Annotated in this window: 17 protein-coding genes and 1 riboswitch; of the genes, 2 read left to right on the forward strand and 15 right to left on the reverse strand. The window is 65.3% G+C overall.

Annotated features, from left to right (window positions below; translation table 11 throughout):
• Window positions 1–5: 5 nt before the first annotated feature.
• The 9 genes from urtD to Q0982_RS09170 all read right to left on the reverse strand — a co-directional run bounded on the left by urtD (window position 6) and on the right by Q0982_RS09170 (window position 9,776).
• Window positions 6–725 (reverse strand): urea ABC transporter ATP-binding protein UrtD, encoded by a 720-nt coding sequence (gene urtD, locus Q0982_RS09130; protein WP_299394478.1) that lies wholly within the window; start codon window positions 723–725, stop codon window positions 6–8.
• A 98-nt stretch (window positions 726–823) separates the two neighbouring features.
• Window positions 824–1,951 (reverse strand): urea ABC transporter permease subunit UrtC, encoded by a 1,128-nt coding sequence (urtC, locus tag Q0982_RS09135; RefSeq protein ID WP_322096987.1) that lies wholly within the window; start codon window positions 1,949–1,951, stop codon window positions 824–826.
• 7 nt (window positions 1,952–1,958) lie between these two features.
• The gene (urtB, locus tag Q0982_RS09140) at window positions 1,959–3,596 is read right to left on the reverse strand and encodes an urea ABC transporter permease subunit UrtB (protein ID WP_299394447.1); all 1,638 of its coding nucleotides are present in this window, start codon (window positions 3,594–3,596) and stop codon (window positions 1,959–1,961) included.
• 72 nt (window positions 3,597–3,668) lie between these two features.
• The gene (gene urtA, locus Q0982_RS09145) at window positions 3,669–4,916 is read right to left on the reverse strand and encodes an urea ABC transporter substrate-binding protein (protein WP_322096988.1); all 1,248 of its coding nucleotides are present in this window, start codon (window positions 4,914–4,916) and stop codon (window positions 3,669–3,671) included.
• 435 nt (window positions 4,917–5,351) lie between these two features.
• Entirely contained in the window at window positions 5,352–5,789 is a 438-nt protein-coding gene (locus tag Q0982_RS09150) for a hypothetical protein (RefSeq protein WP_299394450.1), read from the reverse strand.
• A complete protein-coding gene (locus tag Q0982_RS09155; protein WP_299394452.1) occupies window positions 5,786–7,021 on the reverse strand; it encodes an agmatinase family protein in 1,236 nt (411 codons plus the stop codon). The genes Q0982_RS09150 and Q0982_RS09155 overlap by 4 nt, the downstream gene beginning before the upstream one ends.
• Window positions 7,008–7,829 (reverse strand): ABC transporter ATP-binding protein, encoded by an 822-nt coding sequence (locus tag Q0982_RS09160; protein ID WP_299394454.1) that lies wholly within the window; start codon window positions 7,827–7,829, stop codon window positions 7,008–7,010. Before Q0982_RS09160 ends, Q0982_RS09155 begins: the two co-directional genes overlap by 14 nt.
• Window positions 7,826–8,647 (reverse strand): ABC transporter permease, encoded by an 822-nt coding sequence (locus Q0982_RS09165; RefSeq protein ID WP_299394455.1) that lies wholly within the window; start codon window positions 8,645–8,647, stop codon window positions 7,826–7,828. Before Q0982_RS09165 ends, Q0982_RS09160 begins: the two co-directional genes overlap by 4 nt.
• Before the next feature lie 28 nt (window positions 8,648–8,675).
• Window positions 8,676–9,776 (reverse strand): putative urea ABC transporter substrate-binding protein, encoded by a 1,101-nt coding sequence (locus Q0982_RS09170; RefSeq protein WP_299394456.1) that lies wholly within the window; start codon window positions 9,774–9,776, stop codon window positions 8,676–8,678.
• A 93-nt stretch (window positions 9,777–9,869) separates the two neighbouring features.
• Window positions 9,870–9,975, reverse strand: a riboswitch (guanidine-I (ykkC/yxkD leader).
• A gap of 411 nt (window positions 9,976–10,386) precedes the next feature.
• On the opposite strand from Q0982_RS09170, the gene Q0982_RS09175 reads away from it, so the two are divergent.
• Window positions 10,387–11,277, forward strand: coding sequence for a helix-turn-helix transcriptional regulator (locus Q0982_RS09175; RefSeq protein WP_299394458.1), 891 nt, complete (start codon window positions 10,387–10,389; stop codon window positions 11,275–11,277).
• 31 nt (window positions 11,278–11,308) lie between these two features.
• Window positions 11,309–11,938, forward strand: coding sequence for a methyltransferase domain-containing protein (locus Q0982_RS09180; RefSeq protein ID WP_299394461.1), 630 nt, complete (start codon window positions 11,309–11,311; stop codon window positions 11,936–11,938).
• Between the two features lie 22 nt (window positions 11,939–11,960).
• Here Q0982_RS09180 and Q0982_RS09185 read toward each other — a convergent pair whose 3' ends face one another.
• The 6 genes from Q0982_RS09185 to Q0982_RS09210 form a co-directional block, all read right to left on the reverse strand.
• The gene (locus Q0982_RS09185; protein WP_299394463.1) at window positions 11,961–12,788 is read right to left on the reverse strand and encodes a substrate-binding domain-containing protein; all 828 of its coding nucleotides are present in this window, start codon (window positions 12,786–12,788) and stop codon (window positions 11,961–11,963) included.
• Between the two features lie 32 nt (window positions 12,789–12,820).
• Complete coding sequence (locus tag Q0982_RS09190) at window positions 12,821–13,579, reverse strand: ATP-binding cassette domain-containing protein (RefSeq protein ID WP_299394465.1); 759 nt, start codon at window positions 13,577–13,579, stop codon at window positions 12,821–12,823.
• Complete coding sequence (locus tag Q0982_RS09195) at window positions 13,572–14,279, reverse strand: ABC transporter permease (protein ID WP_299394466.1); 708 nt, start codon at window positions 14,277–14,279, stop codon at window positions 13,572–13,574. Before Q0982_RS09195 ends, Q0982_RS09190 begins: the two co-directional genes overlap by 8 nt.
• A gap of 230 nt (window positions 14,280–14,509) precedes the next feature.
• Window positions 14,510–16,153: a Na/Pi cotransporter family protein gene (locus Q0982_RS09200; protein WP_299394469.1), complete on the reverse strand. Its 1,644-nt coding sequence runs from the start codon at window positions 16,151–16,153 to the stop codon at window positions 14,510–14,512.
• A 209-nt stretch (window positions 16,154–16,362) separates the two neighbouring features.
• A complete protein-coding gene (locus Q0982_RS09205; RefSeq protein WP_299394471.1) occupies window positions 16,363–17,940 on the reverse strand; it encodes a proline/glycine betaine ABC transporter permease in 1,578 nt (525 codons plus the stop codon).
• Window positions 17,937–19,024, reverse strand: a 1,088-nt coding sequence (locus tag Q0982_RS09210; RefSeq protein WP_322096986.1) for a glycine betaine/L-proline ABC transporter ATP-binding protein, incomplete at its 5' end; no start/stop codon positions are given. The genes Q0982_RS09210 and Q0982_RS09205, both read right to left, overlap by 4 nt.

The raw sequence follows: 19,024 nt of genomic DNA on the forward strand, positions 1-19,024 counted from the left end.
TCTCCTCACCGGCCGAGGTAGACTTCGATGACGTCGCGGTTGTCCTGCAGGCTCTCCAGCGAACCCTCGGCCAGGACCGAGCCCTCATGCAGCACCGTGACGTGGCAGTCGAGGGCGCGAATGAATTCCATATCGTGTTCCACCACCACGACGGAATGGGAGCGCGCAATCTCCTGCAGCATCTCCGCGGTCTTGGCGGTTTCCGCGTCGGTCATGCCCGCCGCCGGCTCGTCCACCAGCAGCAGGTCCGGGTCCTGCATCAGCAGCATGCCGATCTCCAGCCACTGCTTCTGACCGTGGGAGAGGCTGCCGGCGAGTTGCCTGCGCTGATCCTGCAGGGCGATGCGCTCCAGAACCGCATCGATCCGCGCCTCCTGATCGGCGGCGAGGCGGGACAGCAGGCTGGCAAGGACGCCCCGGTTGCCCTTCAGCGCCAGTTCCAGGTTGTCCAGGACGCTGTGGCTTTCGAAAACCGTCGGCTTCTGGAACTTGCGGCCGATCCCCAGATTGGCGATTGCCGCCTCGTCCAGCTTTGTCAGGTCGGTCTCGCCCTGGAAGAAGACCTGACCGCTGTCCGGCCGGGTCTTGCCCGTAATCACGTCCATCATCGTGGTCTTGCCGGCGCCGTTGGGGCCGATGATGGCGCGCAGTTCGCCCGCCAGCACATAGAGGCTGAGACCGTTCAGCGCTTTGAAGCCGTCAAAGCTGACGGTGACACCGTCCATGTAGAGGATCGTGTCGGCCGCCGCGCGCACCGCCGCCGGCACCTCTGTCAGCTGCGAAGGCTCGACCTCCGCCGGCGCCATCTCCGGCGCGGCTTCGCTCATTGCCTGCCTCCGGCGACCCGCGCCAGCAGGGGTACACGCGCCGACACCTGCTCCAGCGAGCCGATGATTCCCTTGGGCATGAAGACGGTGACGGCGATGAAGAGGCCGCCGAGGAAGAACAGCCAGATTTCCGGCGCTGCCCCGGTCAGGTAGGTCTTGGCGTAGTTCACCAGGACCGCTCCCAGGATGGCGCCGTGCAGGTAGCCACGCCCGCCGACGGCCACCCAGATGACGATCTCGATGGAGTTGGCCGGGGAGAACTCGCTGGGGTTGATGATGCCGACCTGGGGTACGTAGAGCGCCCCGGCGATGCCGGCCAGCATGGCCGAGAGTACGAAGACGAAGAGCTTGTAGAATTCGACCCGGTAGCCGAGGAAGCGGGTACGGCTCTCGGCATCGCGGATGGCGATCAGCACGCGGCCAAGTTTCGAGCCGACGATCCAGCGGCAGAGCAGATAGGCGAGCGCAAGGGCCAGCGCCGAGGTTGCGAAGAGCGCCGCGCGGGTGCCGTCGGACTGCAGGTCGAAGCCGAGCAGGTCCTTGAAGTCGGTAAGACCGTTGTTACCACCGAAGCCCATGTCGTTGCGGAAGAAGGCCAGCAGGAGGGCGAAGGTCATGGCCTGGGTGATGATGGAGAGGTAGACCCCGGTAACGCGAGAGCGGAAGGCGAGCCAGCCGAAGACCAGCGCCAGAAGGCCCGGCACCAGCACCACCATCAGCATGGCGAAGGGAAAGGAGTCGAAGCCGTACCAGTACCAGGGCAGTTCCTTCCAGTTCAGGAAGACCATGAAATCCGGCAGGACGGGATGGCCGTAGACCCCGCGGTCACCGATCTGGCGCATCAGGTGCATGCCCATGGCATAGCCGCCCAGGGCAAAGAAGGCGCCGTGACCGAGGCTCAGGATCCCGCAGTAGCCCCAGATCAGATCGACGGAGAGGGCCAGCAGGGCAAAGCAGAGATACTTGCCCAGCAGGCTCACCAGATAGGTGGGGACGTGAAAGACCGAGTCCTGCGGCACCGCCAGATTCAGCAACGGGACCAGCACCCCGGCGGCCAGCAGCAGGCCGAGGGTTATCTTCGCGCCGAGGGGCGAAAGCAGGCGGCCATGGTCGTTGGAGAGCAGCACGGCGTCAGTTCTCCACCGCGCGGCCGCGCAGGGCGAAGAGGCCGCGCGGACGTTTCTGGATGAAGAGGATGACCACGACCAGCACCAGGATCTTGCCGAGCACGGCGCCGGCATAGGGTTCCAGGAACTTGTTCACCAGCCCCAGGGAGAAGGCCCCCACCAGGGTGCCCCAGAGGTTGCCGACGCCGCCGAAGACCACGACCATGAAGCTGTCGATGATGTAGCCCTGCCCCAGGTTGGGACTGACGTTGTCGATCTGGCTCAGGGCCACGCCGGCCATCCCGGCGATGCCGGAGCCGAGCCCGAAGGTCATGGCATCGACCCAGCCGGTGCGGATGCCCATGGACGAGGCCATGGGGCGGTTCTGGGTCACCGCACGCATCTGCAGGCCGTAGCTGGAAAAGCGGATCAATGCCATTAGGAGGGCGAAGACCACCAGGGCGAAAACGATGATCCAGAGCCGGTTGTAGGTCAGCGTCAGGCCGCCGGCCACTTCCCAGGCGCCGCTCATCCAGGAGGGGTTCCCCACCTCCCGATTGGTCGGCCCGAAGATGCTGCGCACAAGCTGCTGGAGGATCAGGCTGAGCCCCCAGGTGGCAAGCAGGGTCTCCAGCGGGCGTCCGTAGAGGAAGCGGATGATGCCGCGCTCGATGCCGATGCCCACCAGGCCGGTGACCAGGAAGCCGGCCGGAATGGCGACCGCCAGGGAATAGTCGAAGGCGCCGGGGAAGGAGGTACGGAAGACTTCCTGCACCACGAAGGTCGTGTAGGCCCCCAGCATCACCATCTCGCCGTGGGCCATGTTGATGACGCCCATGACCCCGAAGGTGATCGCCAGGCCGATGGCCGCCAGCAGCAGCACGGAGCCCAGACTGATGCCCTGGAAGATGCTGGCGAGAAACCTGTTGAACTCCAGCGCCCGCTCGATGGTGGCGAGGGTCTCCTGCGCTGCGGCGCGCACCGCCGCGTCGCTCTCCAGGGGTGCCCCTGCATCGTCATTGCGCAGGACACCGGCCACTACGGCGCGGACATCGGGATCGGTGAAGTCCGCCAGGGTCTGCAACGCGGCGACACGCAGCGCGCTGTCCTCGGCGTTGACGAGGCGCGTGGCCGCCAGCGCACGCCTGAGGCGCTCGGCAACCCTAGCATTCTCCTCGCTCGCCAGCGCCGCCTCCAGCGGAGCGACCATCTCCGCCGGCGCGGAGCGGAAGACCGCATCGGCAGCGCGCATCCGCGCAGCCGGATCAGCGCTGCCCAGGGTCAGCCCGCCGAGGGCGGCCTTCACGACCTGGCGCAGGCGATTGTTGATTCTGACCTTGCGCAGTTTGCGCTTGCCAAGCTCGCCCGCGGCCTCGCCGGTGACGGCATCGAAGATGCGGTAGCCTTTGCCCGCCTCTTCGCCGATCACCATGCGGTCATCGGCCTTGACCTGAAACAGCTGCCCATCGAGGTAGGCTTCAAGGATGGGCAGCGCCCGTTCATGACCGCCGGCGGCCAGGCTCTCCACCGCCGCAGCCTTGGTTTCGTTGGATTTCTCGGTGAGGGCCTGAAGGTCCTGAAGCAGATCCGCCCGCGCCGCCGCCGGCAGCAAGACGGCCAGCGCGACGGCGACAAGCGATATCCTCAAGACCTTACGAAACACAGGCACCACCCGAACAAGGGTCACAGAACAGAAGGGGGAGACGGCGGGCGCCTCTCCCCCCTCGCAAGCAGGCTAGTTGGTCGCGTAGGTCGGCGCCTCGCAGTTGCCGCAGACCCAGGGATAGGTCCAGTCGGCGGTCAGCTTGGAGCTTTCCGGAATGAAGTCGCTCCAGGCATCGCCCACCACTTCCTTGTCGGTCGACCAGACGGTTTCGATCATGCCGTCATCCTGGATCTCACCGATCAGCACGGGCTTGGAGAGGTGATGGTTGGCGTTCATCACCGCCGTACCGCCGGTGAGGTTGGGCACGGTCTGGCCGTACATGGCCTGCCGCACGGCGTTGACCTCGGTGGTGCCGGCCTGCTTCACCGCCTGGGTCCACATCTTGAAGCCGATGTAGGTGGCCTCCATGGGATCGTTGGTGACCCGGTCCTCGTCGCCGATGAAGGCGTGCCACTGCTCGATGAAGCCGTCGTTCACGTCGGCCTCGACGCTCATGAAGTAGTTCCAGGCCGCGAGATGGCCGACCAAGGGTCCGGTATCGAGACCGGCAAGCTCCTCCTCCCCGACGGAAAAAGCCACCACCGGGATCTCCTCGGCGGCAATGCCCTGGTTGCCCAGTTCCTTGTAGAAGGGCACGTTGGCATCGCCGTTGATGGTGGAGACCACGGCCGTCTTCTTGCCCTGGGAGGCGAACTCCTTCACATCGGCGACAATGGTCTGCCAGTCGGAATGGCCGAAGGGCGTGTAGTTCTCCATGATGTCCGCATCGGAGACGCCCTTCTCGTTCAGGAAGGCGCGCAGGATCTTGTTGGTGGTGCGCGGATAGACGTAGTCGGTGCCCAGCAGCACGAAGCGCTCAGCGCCGCCGCCGTCCTCGCTCATCAGGTATTCGACCGCCGGGATGGCCTGTTGGTTCGGCGCCGCACCGGTGTAGAAGACGTTGCGGGAACTTTCCTCGCCCTCGTACTGCACGGGATAGAAGAGCAGGCCGTTGAGCTCTTCGAAGACCGGCAGCACGGACTTGCGCGAAACCGAGGTCCAGCAGCCGAAGACCACGTCGACCTGCTCCTTCTCCAACAGCTCGCGCGCCTTCTCGGCAAACAGCGGCCAGTCGGAGGCCGGGTCGACCACCACCGCCTCGACCTGCTTGCCGAGCAGGCCGCCGCTCTTGTTGAGGTCGTCGACCATCATCAGGACGGTGTCCTTCAGCGTGGTCTCCGAGATCGCCATGGTTCCGGAAAGTGAATGGAGCACGCCGACTTTGATGACGTCGTCGGCCGCCTGGGCCGCTGCGCCGCCGGCGAGAACGGCTGCCATGGCCGCAGCGCTCATCGCCCCCCTGATCACGGATTTCATTGAGATCACTCCGCTAGAGTTGATGTTGCACCGCAAAATATTGCTGAATTGCGACAAGCAATGTCAAGATTGAATAGTTATCTTTATTGATCTCTCTGAGATTCTTTTTTCATTCTACTTGCTAAATACAATAACGTATCGCGCAGAGACATAACATTGCCTCCACGTGACTTCCGTCAGACCTCTGACGAGCGCCTCCGGTCCCGCGCCGCCGGCAGCCAATCCCTTGACCCCTTCTGCGACAGCGCCTATGGGCACTGGTGCGGATCGCAAGCTCCGCTGGAGGCTGATGTTGCACACCTGAGGCCTCTCGGCCTCCAGGTGCCCGCAGGAGCCTGGAGGCCACCAGCCCGCGATGCGACGCGCCCTCTCCCCTATGCCTTCCCTCTGTGCCGCTTACTCCTTGTCTTCCAGCAGTCGGATCATTTCCCTCAGGTCGACATCGCGCCGCTCCCGCAGCGAGACGTAGACGAAAACCATGGTGGCGCGCTCGCGGATCATGTTTGCCGGGAACGGCAGATAGACCAGATGGTCGGCGTTGAACGCCGGCGAGGCGGTTGCCACCTGATAGGCGTAGCGCAGTTCCACATCGACGAGGCGCAGGACCGATCCATCGGCGCCGTGCAGGTGCTGAGGAATGCGCGCCATGCGCAGAAAGCTCGCCTTGTCCTCGGCAGCATCGAACCCCTCCATCAGCGCATCGGCCAGCAGGTCCTCGTCGTCCCGCGGCTGGCCCGGCACCGCCGCATGCGGTCCGTCGTGCAGGTGGGAGTGCAGGTGCTCATGATCGGGCGGATGGTTATGGCCCGGCGCGTGGCTGTGGCGGGCGCTCATGCGGTGCCGCCCTCCACGGCGGGAATCATGGGTTTTTCGATGAGGGCGCGGTGGGCACCCAGCTTGCCGTGAGCCACCAGAGTGCCCAGCACGTCGACCATCACACGCGTCGCAAACAGCGAGGTGATGTCGGAGGTGTCGTAGGGCGGCGAGACCTCCACCACCTCCATGCCGCAGATCCCCTCGGCGGCCACCTTGCTGACCAGGCTGAGAGCCTCGCGCGGCAGGAAGCCCCCGGGCTCCGGCCAGCCGGTGCCGGGCACGAAGCCGCAGTCGACGGAATCGATATCGAAACTCAGGTAGACGGCATCGGCCCCTGCCCAGGCCGTCTCCAGGGCGATCTCGGCGACTTTATCGAGGCCCAGCTTCTCCACATCGGCCATGGAGATGATGGTGGTATCGCGCTTGCGCGCCTCCACCACCGCCTCGCGGGGCACCTGCCAGCCGCCGATTCCGATCTGCACCAGGTTGGTCGCCGGCACGTTCTCCAGGTTGGTGGCATGAAACCACGGCGTCGTATGCATCCGCTCGTCCAGGTCCTTCTCCTGGATGTCGGCATGGCGGTCGAAGTGGATGATGCCGATGCGCTTGGAGGTGCACTGGGCGATGCCGCGCACGGTGGCGAAACCGATGGAGTGGTCGCCGCCCATGATCAGCGGCAGGGCGCCGGAGGAGAACACGTGGGAGACGGCGCGGGAGATCTGGTCGAAGGTCTTCTCGATGTTCGCCGGGATGGTGAAGACATCACCGACGTCGCAGAGCGTCATCTGCTCGCGCAGATCGACGCCCATCTCGTAGTTGTAGGGCGTGTAGAGGGCGGAGATCCGGCGGATACCCTGCGGCCCGAAGCGGGTACCGGGCCGATAAGTCGTGCCGCCGTCAAAGGGCACGCCCATCACCGCCGCGTCGTAGCCGCCGACCTTGGCCACGTCCTCGATATAGGGAGCCTTCAGGAAGGTGTTGATGCCGGCATAGTGGGGCAGTTCGCCCCGGGCGAAGGTGGAGATGCCCCGGTCCTCGATGCTGTCCGCCGCCGCCAGGCCGACCTTTACCGCCCACTGCCGCTCTTTCTGCCAGCCGTCTTCCGGCAGGTCGGCCTCCTTCAGGGCCGAGCGCCAGCCCTGGAGCTGCATCTTGTCGAAGTCCGGGTGGTGGTGGCGCCGGCTTCCCGGCAGGTGCGCCGCGGGGCCGGCCGCTTTGGTGGCGCGCCGGCGGTTATCAGTGCAAAACATCAAGAGATCCTTTGTTCTCAGGCAGGCGTTGAGTGTCGTCGCGCTCGCTCCCGCTCACAGCGGCAGCGACGCCGTCAGGCAGGGTTCGGCGATCCTTCAGCGGCAGGTCGTAGGTGATGGTGGCGCCGTAGGCCTCCGGCGCATGGGGGTCCCAGCGCAGCTTGTCGAAGACGAGCAGGCGCGTGCCGAGCTTGAAGCCCTCCTTCAAGTCATGGGTGACCATGAAGATGGTCATCTTCTCTTCCTGCCAGAGCGACAGGATGATCTCGTGCATGCGCGCCCGCGTGCCGGGGTCGAGCGCGCCGAAAGGCTCGTCCAGCAGCAGAACCTTGGGCCGGGGCATCAGGGCCTGGGCGATGGCGAGGCGCTGCTGCATGCCACCGGAAAGGGTCTTTGGAAAGGCATCGCGGGCATGGGCGAGGCCAACACGCTCCAGCAGGTGTTCGGCCTGTGCCATGGCCTCGCGCCGGCGCGCGCCGAAGAGCCGGCCCCACAGCTTCGAAGCCCGCAGTTCCAAAGGCAGGATCAGGTTCTCCATGACCGTCAGGTGGGGAAAGACCGAGTAGCGCTGGAAGACAACGCCACGGTCGGCATCCGGCTCGCTGCCGAGCGGGGCCCCGTCCAGTTCGATAACGCCGCGGGTCGGGCGCTCCTCGCTCAAGAGCAGCCTGAGGAAGGTCGACTTGCCGCAGCCGCTCGCGCCGACAATGGTGCAGAACTCCTGCGCTTCAATGTCCAGGTTGATGCGCTCCAGCACGGTCTGGGCGCCATAGGTCTGCGAGACGTCTCTGACCGAGATCAGGCTCATGGCTGCTGCTCCCCCGGCAGCCAGTCGAAGGCGCGCCGCGCGAGCAGCCGCAGCAAATAGTCGAGCAGGAAAGCGAGCAGCGTGATCCAGATGACGTAAGGCAGGATGACGTCCATGGCGAGGTAGCGGCGCACCAGAAAGATCCGGTAGCCGAGCCCTTCGGTCGAGGCGATGGCCTCGCTTGAGATAAGGAAGAGCCAGGCCGGCCCCAGCGAAAGCCGCAGGGCGCTGATGAGGCGCGGCAGGGTCTGGGGCAGCACGACACGGGTCACGATCTGCCAGGTGGAGGCTCCCAAGGTCTGCGCCTTCACGAGCTGCTCGCGCGGCAGGCTGCCGACGGCCATGGAGAGATCGCGCACCAGAAACGGCGCGATCCCAATGACGATGAGGACGACCTTGGACAGCTCGCCGAGCCCCAAGACGATGAAGAGTATCGGCAGGATGGCCAGCGGCGGCACCATGGAGAGGGCCGCCACCAGGGGCGCGAAGGCGGCGCGCACCAGGGGCAGCAGGCCGATGGCGATTCCCGCGGCCAGCGCGATGCCGGTGGCGATCGCAAGCCCCAGGAAGAGGCGCAGCAGGCTGGCCAGCGTATCCGACCATAGGATGTAGGTTCCCCTGCGTGGATCGGCCTGGAAGGCGAGACGATCGATGGCGGCAGCAAGGCTTTCCGGCGACGGCAGCAGCTTGTCCGCCGGATTGACCGCCAGGCGGGCGTCGGAGGCGACCAGGTAGACGGCGACCAGGACAACGAAGGGCAAGGCCCCCAGCAGGATCAGTCCCGCCCGCCCCGGCCGCCGGTTCAGTGCCCGTGCCATGCCGCGCCGCTGGCAAATCCGCCGCGCCTTACAGCATGCCGTCCGCGGCCATGCTCATGAAGCTGGCGTCAAAGCGGAGCTTGGTGTTGCCCTGGTCGCCCAGCGTCGCGCCGGAGGGGAATGTCATGCCGACATAGTCCGGGCTCGGTGCGCCCTCGCCCAGGATGCCGTGAGTGAAAAGGAACTGCCGCACAACGTCCATGGTCTCAACCAGTTCCGGGCTCTTGGCGAAGGCGATCGCCTCGGCGGGCTCGTAGAACATTTTGGTGGTGGCGAGCTGCGCTTCATAGCCCGCCAGGTCGGTGCCCGACTTTTCGCCCATGAAAGTGCGCGCGGCCTTACCGGCCTCGTCGTCAGCGGACATGATCGCCATGGTCTCGTACCAGGCGCCCACCAGCGCCTTGCCGAAGTCCGGGTTGGCACTCAGAACCTCGGTGTTCACCACCATCATGTCGATGATCTCACCGGGAATATCGGCAGAGGTGTAGAGCACCTTGGCGCCCGGCTCGGCGGCGATCTCGCTCAGCAGCGGGTTCCAGGTGACCACCGCCTCGACATCCGCCGTCTTGAAGGCGGCCACCATATCGGCGTCGGAGGTATTGACGACCGTCAGATCGCGCTCCGCCAGCTTCACGCTGTCCAGCGCCCGGGCCAGCAGGTAGTGGGACACCGAAAGCTCGACCAGGTTGACGTTCTTGCCCTTCAGCGCGGCGATACCTCCACCGCCTTTCACCACCAGACCATCGTTGCCGTTGGAAAAGTCGCCGAGGATCAGCGCGGTCGAATCGACACCGCCGCCGGCGGGAATGCTGAGCGCATCCATGTTGGTCATGACGGTGCCGTCGAAGGCACCGGCGGTGAACTGGTTGATGGACTCGATGTAGTCGTTGATCTGCACGACTTCGATTTCGATGCCGTACTTGTCCGCCCACTTCTTCACGATGCCCATCTCGTCGGCATAGGCCCAGGGCATCCAGCCGACATAGATGGACCAGGCGATGCGGAAGCTCTCCTTCTTGGCGGCTTCCGCCGGCTGACCCGATGCGGTCAAGACCGCAAAACAAAGCGCGGCAACAATCGCTGCGAAGCTGCGCCGCCCGACCCCTCTCTGCGATAGAAACTGCAGCATCCCAAACCTCCTGTTCGATCTCGTTTCTTTGCGTCAGAGGTCGACATCAGGAATGGGAATCACCTGTAAGACGGCCTCAGACCTCTTGCAGTGATCTCCCGGGATTTTGGCCCGCCGTGGCTCCGGGTGCGTTGCCCGGAGTGCGCCTCTCGGACCAGACACCGTCACCCAAACGGCCGGAACCCTAGACGCCCTGCACTCATAGTCTCAGCAAGCCGCGTGCCAGTCCGTGGAGCGGGGATGATTGCGGCGGAAGTCCGCGCAATTCCTTGCCGGCGGGGAAACGTCGTATACAAACATTTGTAAAACAACGATAATTCTCATTTGCCTAGGGATTAATCATGTCCAGAGCGGCGCCTAGAATTTGTGCATTCCAGCAGGCTGCCGAAACGACCCGCAGCACAGAGTCCGGATCATTGCCTCCAGGTCCGCCGAGGAAAGGCCGCTTTGCCTGGCTGGCTTTGCCTTTGCGATCGGCGATGCCCTATCATCCGCCCGCAAGGTTTTTCCACTGGCACTTCTTTCACCCGAGGGCACCCGCGTGGTCATCGTTTCATCCCCCCGTCATCGTGGCATTCGGCCATGAGAGCCTGCCCATGAGAGCCCAGCCATGACAGAGGGAGAGGCTTCCCCCGCCTTCTTGACCACCAAGGAAGTGGCCGAGTTGCTGCGGGTCAAGGAACGCAAGGTCTATGACCTCGCCGCCGAGGGCGAGATCCCGTGCCGGCGCGTCACCGGCAAGCTGCTGTTTCCGCGACTGGAACTGGAAGCCTGGCTGACCGGCAGCGCAGGCGCGACCAAGCCGGCCGCGGCGCGGCCCAATGTGGTCGCCGGCAGCCACGATCCCCTGCTCGACTGGGCCATTCGCGAGTCCGGATCGGGGCTCGCGACCTTCTTCGACGGCTCCCTAGACGGGCTTGAGCGGATCGCAACCGGCGAAGCTGCTGCCGCCGGCATGCATGTCTTCGAGGCAGCGCGGGACGACTGGAACGTCAATCACGTCGCCGCGAAGCTGGCGGGCCAGCCGGTGGTGGTGGTCGAGTTCGCCCGGCGGCAGCAGGGACTGATCCTGGCGAAGGGATTGGAAAAAGACGTGCAGGCACCCGCCGATCTGCGCGGACGCAAGGTGGTTCGGCGCCAGCCGGCCGCCGGTGCGGCGCTGCTGCTGAATCACCTGCTGAAGCGCGACGGCCTCTCGGCGGAAGACATCGACTGGCTGCCCGGACTGGCGCGCACGGAAACCGAAGCGGCGGCCTCCGTCGCCGCCGGGGACGCGGAAGCCGCGCTCGGTCTGCAGGCCATGGCGCGGCAGTTCGGACTGCCCTTCCTCGCCCTCGCCGAGGAGCGCTTCGATCTGGTCGCCGACCGCCGCTGCTGGTTCGAACCGCCGATGCAGAGCCTCATGGCCTTCTGCCGCCGCCCGGCCTTCGCGGAGAAAGCCGAAGCTCTTGGCGGATACGATGTCAGCGGCTTCGGCCGGGTCCAGTGGAACGGACCCTAGATCACGGTCTCACGAAGGACAGGCGGCCGGGATGACCAAGCCCTCCTCAGCAGCGCAGCGCTGGGACGCACGCTACGCAGCCTCGGACGAACCGCCGTTCGGGACGGCGCCCAACGAATACCTCCGGATGGTGACCGCCCGCTCGGACTTCGACGCGCGCAGTGCGCTTTGCCTGGCCGATGGCGACGGGCGCAACGGAGCCTGGCTGGCACGGCAAGGCCTGACCGTTACGGCGCTCGACATCTCCGCGGTGGCCACCGAAAGGGCCCTGGCCTTCGACCGGGACAACGCCGTCGCGGTTAAGCGGCTGACCGCCGATCTGGACAGTTGGAGCGCGAAACCCGCCGAGACCTGGGATCTGATAACGCTGCTCTACCTGCAGGCGCCGACAGGCACGCGGCTGCGCGCTCTTGACCAGGCCGCAGCAGCGCTCGCCCCCGGGGGCTGGCTGGTCGTCGAGGCCTTTGCAAAGGCGCAGGCCGCTCAGCCAACCATGGGGCCGGACAATCCGGACCTGCTCTATGATCTCTCCGAACTGCGGGCGGCCACACCCGGCCTGACTGTCGTGGAAGCGCTGGAGGGAGAGGTGCACCTGGAAGAAGGACGGCGGCATCGCGGCATCGCGCAGGTCGTGCGCTTTGCCGCACGCCGTCCAGGCTGACTGGGCCTCAGCTCATCCAGCGCTAGCTCATCCGGGCGTTCGGAAAGAAGAGCTGCTGACCATCGCGGGTGTAGTCGGCGATGGCGGACTGGCCTTCGTCGGAGAGGATCCAGTCGATGAACCTCTGGCCCATCTCGGCCTTCACGTTCTCGCAGCGCTCGGGATTCACCAGGATGACGCCGTACTGATTGAAGAGGCGCGTATCGCCCTCGACAACAATCCTGTGGTTCTGCTTGTTGCCGAAGGCGATCCAGGTGGCCCGGTCGGTCATGGTGTAGGCGCCCATGCCGATGGCGACATTCAAGGTCGCCCCCATGCCGGAGCCGGTTTCCCGGTACCAGGTCCCGCTGGCGCTGCTGGGATCGACGTCGGCGGCATTCCAGAGCGCCAGTTCCTTTTTGTGGGTACCGGAATCATCGCCGCGCGACGCAAAAACCGCCTCTGACTGCTTTATCTTGGCAAGCGCTTCGGCCACGTCGGCACCGCCACCGATACCCGCCGGGTCGTCGGCCGGTCCGACGATGACGAAGTCGTTGTACATGACATCGGCGCGGCTGACGCCATAACCTTCGGTGACGAACTTCTCCTCCGCCGGCTTGGCATGAACCAGCAGCACATCGCCGTCGCAGTTGCGTGCGTTCTTGATCGCCTGGCCGGTCCCGACCGCGACAACCCGCACCTCGATCCCGCTGGCCTCCTGGAATTGCGGCAACAGGTGATCATAAAGGCCGGAGTTCTGGGTCGAGGTCGTCGACTGCACGATGATGAAGTCTTCGGCCCAGGCCGCGGCAGCGGGTATGGCTGTGGCTGCGACCAGGGCGACTGCGAACGTAAGGGCTTTCACCTGCATGGACCTCTCTCCTCAAGGTATGGGTTGGCGCTCTAAATGAGCAACTCACCGGCCAGATAGGCACGTGCTTCCACGCTGCTGGGACTGTGAAAGAACGCAGCGGCCGGCGCCGCCTCGCGCAGCCGGCCTTGGTGCAGAAAGCAAACGTTGTCAGCCAGGCGCTGGGCCTGCCCGGCCTCGTGGGTCACCAGGACAATGCTGACGCCATCGTCCACCGCGCGGCGGATCAGAGCTTCGATGGCCGCCGTTGCCTGCGGGTCGAGACTGGCGGTCGGCTCGTCCAGCAGCAGCACCTTGGGCGCCGCGGCCAGGGCACGCACCATGGCGACACGCTGCTGTTCGCCGCCGGACAGCACCCGGGCCGGCCGTTCGGCCAGCTCCGTGAGTTGGCCAAGAGCCAGGAGTTCGGCGAGGCGCTCCGCGCGCTCCCGGCGCGGCGTCCCGTAGGTGCGCAACGCATGATCCAGGTTGGCGCGCACCGAGCGGCGCAAGAGAACCGGTTTCTGGAAGACGAAAGCGATCCGCCGACGCGTCTCTTCGCCCGCCATGCATTCCAGGCGCCCGGCGCTCGGCGCGATGAGCCCGGCGATCAGGCGCAGCGCCAGGCTCTTGCCGGCACCGTTGGGGCCCATGACGGCCGTCACACCCTGCGCGGGGACCGTCATGCTGAGACCGTCGATCAGCCGCTTGCCACCACGCTCCAGCACCAGGTTATCAAGCACAACCGCCGGAGGCGTGTTCGGCTGCGGGTGACAGGGCTCGCAGAGCGGCATCACGGCACCATCAGGCATAGGCCAGGCGCTCCGCCGTGCGCCGCAGGCCCAGGAGTCCGGCGTTGATGAGAATCGAAAGGCATACCAGGATGATGCCGAGGCCGAGCGCCAGCGCCAACTCGCCCTTCGAGGTTTCCAGCGCGATGGCGGTCGTCATCACCCGGGTCACATGGGCGATGTTGCCGCCGACAATCATCACCGCACCGACCTCCGCCAGGGCACGCCCGAGCCCAGCCAGAGCCGCCGTCAGCAGGGAGTAGCGGGCATCCCAAAGCAGCGTCGCTATCGTACCGAGACGGCTGCTGCCCATGGAGCGCAGCAGTTCGTCGTACTCGCCGTGCAGATCCTCGACCACCTGGCGGGTCAGCGCGGCGACGATGGGCGTCACCAGGACGGCCTGGGCAATGATCATCGCCGTCGGGGTGTAGAGCAGTTGCAGGACCCCCAGCGGCCCGGCGCTGGAAAGCATGAGATAGACCGCCAGGCCGACGACCACGGGCGGCAGGCCCATCAGGGCGCTGATCACGACGATGACGACGCCACGGCCGGGAAAACGGCCGACGGCGAGCAGTGCGCCCAAAGGCAAACCGAGCAGGCAGGCGATGATCACGGCGGAAAAGGTCACCCGCAGCGACAAGCCGATGATCGCCACCAGCTCCGCATCCAATCCGACGATCAGCGCAAAGGCTTCCGCAAAGGCAGCCCCGAAATCCTGCATTCCCTGAGATCCATCAGACTTCGCAATTTATGCGTTCTTATGCATTTTACGTCTTTTCTTCCGGAGAGAACAAGCCCCTTCGCAAGACCCGGGCTGCGGCTGCGCGGACAGAAGGCTGGCCCTCCGCGCTCGTGGGGGCTGTAAACGCCGGGTTCGATCGGTTTCAGGAGGCGGCCGGATATGGCACGGCCAGCAGTGCGAAGCATCCGGAAGCGGCCGGGTGGCCGGGATCAGGCGCGCTTGCGCTCCAGCCAACGGGGTTCCTCGGTGATCAGAACCTCGTAGGCAATCGCCGTGATGTGCGAATTGATCCGTTTGAGGTCGCGGACCACGTCGATGTGCAGGCCGGAGGTCTCGATGCTCTCGACCCGACCCCGCCGCAGGCGGTTGAGATGGGCTTCGCTGGCTTCCTGTTCCAGCTCGCGAAACTCCCGCTTCTCTTTCACAAGCTGCTGAGCGCTGGCGGGGTCTCGGGTGACGAAGGACCCCAGGGCCAGCTGCAAGTGATCGGCGACCCGGGCGTGAAGATCCAGCAGCTCGCTCCAGCCCTCGTCCGAGAAAGACAGCTTCTTGCGGCTTTTCTTCTGGGCGCTCTTGCGCAGGTTTTTGCTGATGATGTCGCCGATGTGTTCGAGATTGGTCGTGAAGGACAGCAGCTCGTTGCAGCTTCGGCTCGACGCCTCATCCAGTGGTTCGCTGGAGAGCTCGGTCAGGTAGAGCTTGATCGCTTCGTGCAGTTCGTCGAGCTGATCGTCCATGTCGCCCAGCTCATCGGCCACAGTCTGTCCCTGCGGCTCGAAAGCGTCGGTCACCTTGCTCAGCATCCGTTCGGTGATGTCAGCCATGCGCAAGGCCTCGCGCTTGGCGCAGGCCAAGGCCAGTTGCGGGGTCTGGGCGGCCTCCTTGTTCAGGTAGCGCGGCCCGATGTCCCCCTCCTCCTCCGTCGCCGGCAGCAGGCGCTCGGTCACCTTGGCCATGACATGGACCAGGGGCAATCCGACCACAAGAACCGCGGCACAGAACAGGGAATGGAAGTTCGCGACCTGGCGCGCCGGATCGGTCCCCAACTCGGCAATCAGCGGCGTGACCACACCCAGGAACGGCAGCACCGCGACAACGCCAAGCACCCGGAACAGGAGGTTGCCCAGGGGAATGCGCCGGCCCTCGTTGCTGCTGCGCAGCGTCAGAACCATGGGGATGATGCCGGAGCCGATGTTGGCGCCGAGCACCAGGGGGAAAGCCACCGCCGATTCCAGCAGGCCGCCGGCGGCAAGCCCCACGATCAGCAGGACCAGCGCAACACTGGAGTGAAACAGCCAGGCCAGCAGGGCCCCCAGCAGCACTGCCAGCACGGCCTCGTCCGCCAAGGAAGACAGCAGGCCTTCCAGGGTCTCGCTCGAGCGGAGCTGATCGGTCGCACCGACTGTAAGATCAAGGGCGAGCACCATCAGCCCGAGCCCGACCAGCACGCGGCCGATCTGGCGGCGCAGAGGGGCGCCGCCGGTCATAAAGCAGAGCACGCCCAGCAACAGCAGGGCCGGAGACAGCCAGTAGAGATCGAAGGACAGAAACTGGACCACCATGGTCGAGCCGAGGTCAGCGCCCAGCATCAATGCCAGCGCCGGCGCCAAGGCGATCATTCCGCGCCCGGCAAAGGACACGGCCAGCATGGTGGTGGCGGTGGAGCTTTGCAGGGCGGTGGTCACACCAAAGCCGACCAAAGCGGCCGAAGGCGTTGAGCGTGTGGAACGGCTGATCAGCTGGCGGAGTTCCGTCCCGAAGGCGCGCAGCAGCCCGGTCCGCACCATGCGGGTCGACCACAACAGCAACGCCACGCCACCGGCTATGTGAAGCAGAATTTCGTGCCCTGCCAACCTCGATCTCCGGACCAGCAGCTCCACCCGCGGCAACGGGAAGAGCAATTGCCAGTCTCCATGACATCAAGACAAGGTTAACAAATACCTACGAACTGCTATCTGAGCGTGTAATCCAGCCTGATGGAGTGCGGGGCCACACCCGGCCCGGGGTTCTTCCCCGGGCCGGATCTGTTGGCGCCAACTGCGCAGGTGATGCTTGCGCGATGCTACTTCTGGTCGGCGCGTCGGAAGGCGCCCTGGACGATGCGGTCGATCACCATGGCGCAGAACAGGATGGCGAGGCCACCCAGCAAGCCGGAACCCTTAGCAACGTACTGCAGCGCGTCGAGGATCTCCTTGCCGAGGCCGCCGCCGCCGATCAGCGAGATGATCACCACCATGGACAGACACATCAGGATGGTCTGGTTCACGCCCGCCATGATCGAAGGAAGCGCCAGGGGAACTTCGACGTCCTTCAGCAACTGCCAGCGGGTGGCGCCGAAGGCGACCGCCGCCTCCTTGATGCTCTCCGGCACACCGCGCATGCCGAGCGCCGTCAGGCGGATCACCGGCGGCATGCCGAAGATGATGGTGGCCAGGATCCCCGGCGGGTTGCCCGTGCCGAAGAAGGCGATAATGGGGATCAGATAGACGAAGGCCGGCAGGGTCTGCATCAGGTCCAACACCGGCTCCGCGCCCTTGTAAGCACGCGCGGACTTACCGAACCAGATGCCAAGCGGGATGCCGACGGTTACACAGATCAAAACCGCAGCGCCCACCAGCGCCACGGTCTCCATGGAAACCTCCCAGAAGCCCAGCAATGCCAGATACGCGAGGGCAGCCGCCGTGAAAATCGCCACCCGTGGCCCGGCCGCGCGCCAGGCGACCACGCAGATCACCACCATGACCACCGGCCAGGGCGTGCCAATCAGGGCCAGAGTCAGGGTGTCAAGCACTGCGCGCACGCCAGCCGTGACGCTGTCGAAAACACCAGCCCCGGCTTTTGCTGCGGCATCGATCTGCTCGTCCATCCAGTTTGCCGTACCCGAGTAGATCGTCTGATTGTCGGCTGCGAAGAAGACCTGACTGACTTCGCGCTCCGGGAAGCTGTTCAACACCTCGATCGGGCTGCTAGCTGTGAACTTGTAGATTGTCAGGGGCGCGATCGCCAAGACCAGAGCGATACCAAGCAGCAGACGCTGGGTGCTGACGCCCGCCTCGACGCGCTCGGGATCGATGCGCCAGCGCGAGTACTGCTTTTCGTAGATGACATTGCTGTAGAACCCTTCGACCAGCTTGATCACCAGCAAGAGGGCCAGACCGACCATAAGGATGGTGAAAGCCTCGGCGTTGGCCGCTTCCGCGGCCTGCAGGTTGCGCTCCGCGGCGCGCGCCAGGTTGGCCGCCGGCGTCTCGAAGCGGCTGGGGTCCTCGCCCGCAGCGCGGGCAGCCTCGGCGCGCTCAGTGAAAGAGGCGGCGCGCTCGCTCTGGCTCGCCGCACGCTCCAGATACTCCGCCCCCGGGTTGCCCCAGGCACCGCGGCCGATCTGAACCCAGGCGATCACCTCCAGGATCAGGAAGCCCCAAAAGAATCCCCAGACGCCGCGCATCGCCGCCCAGATCGGGCCCAGCAGCATGGCCGCAAGATTGAAACCCGTCGGCACCACGCCCGTGGCTTCGTGGATCTTGTGGAAAGCCTCGGCATAGTATTCGCCATTACTGCCGGCGAAGCGGGAGATGGAGGCATCGAGTTCGGCGCGGTCGACCTCGATCTGCGAGGCCGCCGTGACGGTCATATCGGTCATTCCTTACCTCCCTGGATACCCCGCAGCAGCCGCGGCTTGGTCACGACGCCGACGTCGCGGCCGTCCTCGGTGATGACGACCGGCAGATCGGTGCCGACGGAGAGATCGATGAGCTCGTCCAGATCGCATTCGGAAGAGGCGCGCGGCGCAGCGTCAAGCGCACCGTTGACCTTGTCCAGCGGCTCCATGATGGAATGGGCCTTGACGAGCTTGAGCTTGGAGATGCCCTGGACGAATTCCCGGACATAGTCGTCCGCCGGGTTGGTCACGATGTCTTCCGGCGTACCGATCTGTACGATCCGCCCGTCTTTCATGATGGCGATGCGGTGGCCGATACGGATCGCCTCGTCCAGGTCATGGGTGATGAAGAGCGTCGTCTTCTGAAGCTCCGCGACCAGGGCCTTGAACTGGTCCTGAAGCTGCAGCCGGATCAGGGGATCGAGCGCCGAGAAAGGCTCGTCCATCAAGAGGATTTCCGGATCGGAGGCCAGCGCACGGGCGATGCCGACGCGCTGCTGCATGCCGCCCGAAAGCTCCTTGGGCAGGCGGTCCTCGTAGCCGACCAGATCGACCAGGGACAGGGTGTGGTCCGAGACCGCCCAGCGCTTGGACTTGGAAACGCCGCGAATCTCGAGCGGATAGGCCACGTTGTCGCGGACCGAGCGGTGCGGCATCAGCGCCATGTGCTGAAACACCATGCCGATCTGCTTGGCGCGCACCGCCCGCAGTTCCTTCTCGCCCATTTGGGCGATGTCCCGGCCGAGGATCTCGATCCGGCCGGCGGTCGGTTCGATCAGCCGGTTGACATGGCGCACGAGGGTCGACTTGCCCGACCCCGAGAGCCCCATGATGCAGAAGATTTCACCGCGGGGAACCGCGAAGTTCGCGTCCGCCACGCCGACGACGCAGCCATAGCGCTCCAGAACCTCGGGCTTTCCAATGCCCTCGTCCTTGACCGCCGCCATCGCCTCGGCAACGGCGCCCGGCGGGCCGAAGATCTTCCAAACGTCTTCAATTTTGACAGCAGCTTCGGTCACGGGATGCCCCCCATCCGTGTCGAAGGGTGCCGGCCGCCGCAAAGCGG

Origin of the sequence: Pelagibius sp., assembly GCF_028281305.1 — a bacterium.
Taxonomy (GTDB): domain Bacteria; phylum Pseudomonadota; class Alphaproteobacteria; order Kiloniellales; family Kiloniellaceae; genus Pelagibius.

What these genes read in the sequence shown, in the direction of transcription:
- Q0982_RS09165 (WP_299394455.1), bottom strand. Translation starts at nt 8,647, where the DNA reads ATGGCACGGGCACTGAACCGGCGGCCGGGGCGGGCGGGACTGATCCTG.
- urtA (WP_322096988.1), bottom strand. Translation starts at nt 4,916, where the DNA reads ATGGCAGCCGTTCTCGCCGGCGGCGCAGCGGCCCAGGCGGCCGACGAC.
- Q0982_RS09190 (WP_299394465.1), bottom strand. Translation starts at nt 13,579, where the DNA reads ATGCCTGATGGTGCCGTGATGCCGCTCTGCGAGCCCTGTCACCCGCAG.
- Q0982_RS09205 (WP_299394471.1), bottom strand. Translation starts at nt 17,940, where the DNA reads ATGACCGATATGACCGTCACGGCGGCCTCGCAGATCGAGGTCGACCGC.
- Q0982_RS09170 (WP_299394456.1), bottom strand. Translation starts at nt 9,776, where the DNA reads ATGCTGCAGTTTCTATCGCAGAGAGGGGTCGGGCGGCGCAGCTTCGCA.
- urtD (WP_299394478.1), bottom strand. Translation starts at nt 725, where the DNA reads ATGGACGGTGTCACCGTCAGCTTTGACGGCTTCAAAGCGCTGAACGGT.
- Q0982_RS09185 (WP_299394463.1), bottom strand. Translation starts at nt 12,788, where the DNA reads ATGCAGGTGAAAGCCCTTACGTTCGCAGTCGCCCTGGTCGCAGCCACA.
- Q0982_RS09155 (WP_299394452.1), bottom strand. Translation starts at nt 7,021, where the DNA reads ATGTTTTGCACTGATAACCGCCGGCGCGCCACCAAAGCGGCCGGCCCC.
- Q0982_RS09175 (WP_299394458.1), top strand. Translation starts at nt 10,387, where the DNA reads ATGACAGAGGGAGAGGCTTCCCCCGCCTTCTTGACCACCAAGGAAGTG.
- Q0982_RS09180 (WP_299394461.1), top strand. Translation starts at nt 11,309, where the DNA reads ATGACCAAGCCCTCCTCAGCAGCGCAGCGCTGGGACGCACGCTACGCA.
- Q0982_RS09160 (WP_299394454.1), bottom strand. Translation starts at nt 7,829, where the DNA reads ATGAGCCTGATCTCGGTCAGAGACGTCTCGCAGACCTATGGCGCCCAG.
- Q0982_RS09195 (WP_299394466.1), bottom strand. Translation starts at nt 14,279, where the DNA reads ATGCAGGATTTCGGGGCTGCCTTTGCGGAAGCCTTTGCGCTGATCGTC.
- Q0982_RS09150 (WP_299394450.1), bottom strand. Translation starts at nt 5,789, where the DNA reads ATGAGCGCCCGCCACAGCCACGCGCCGGGCCATAACCATCCGCCCGAT.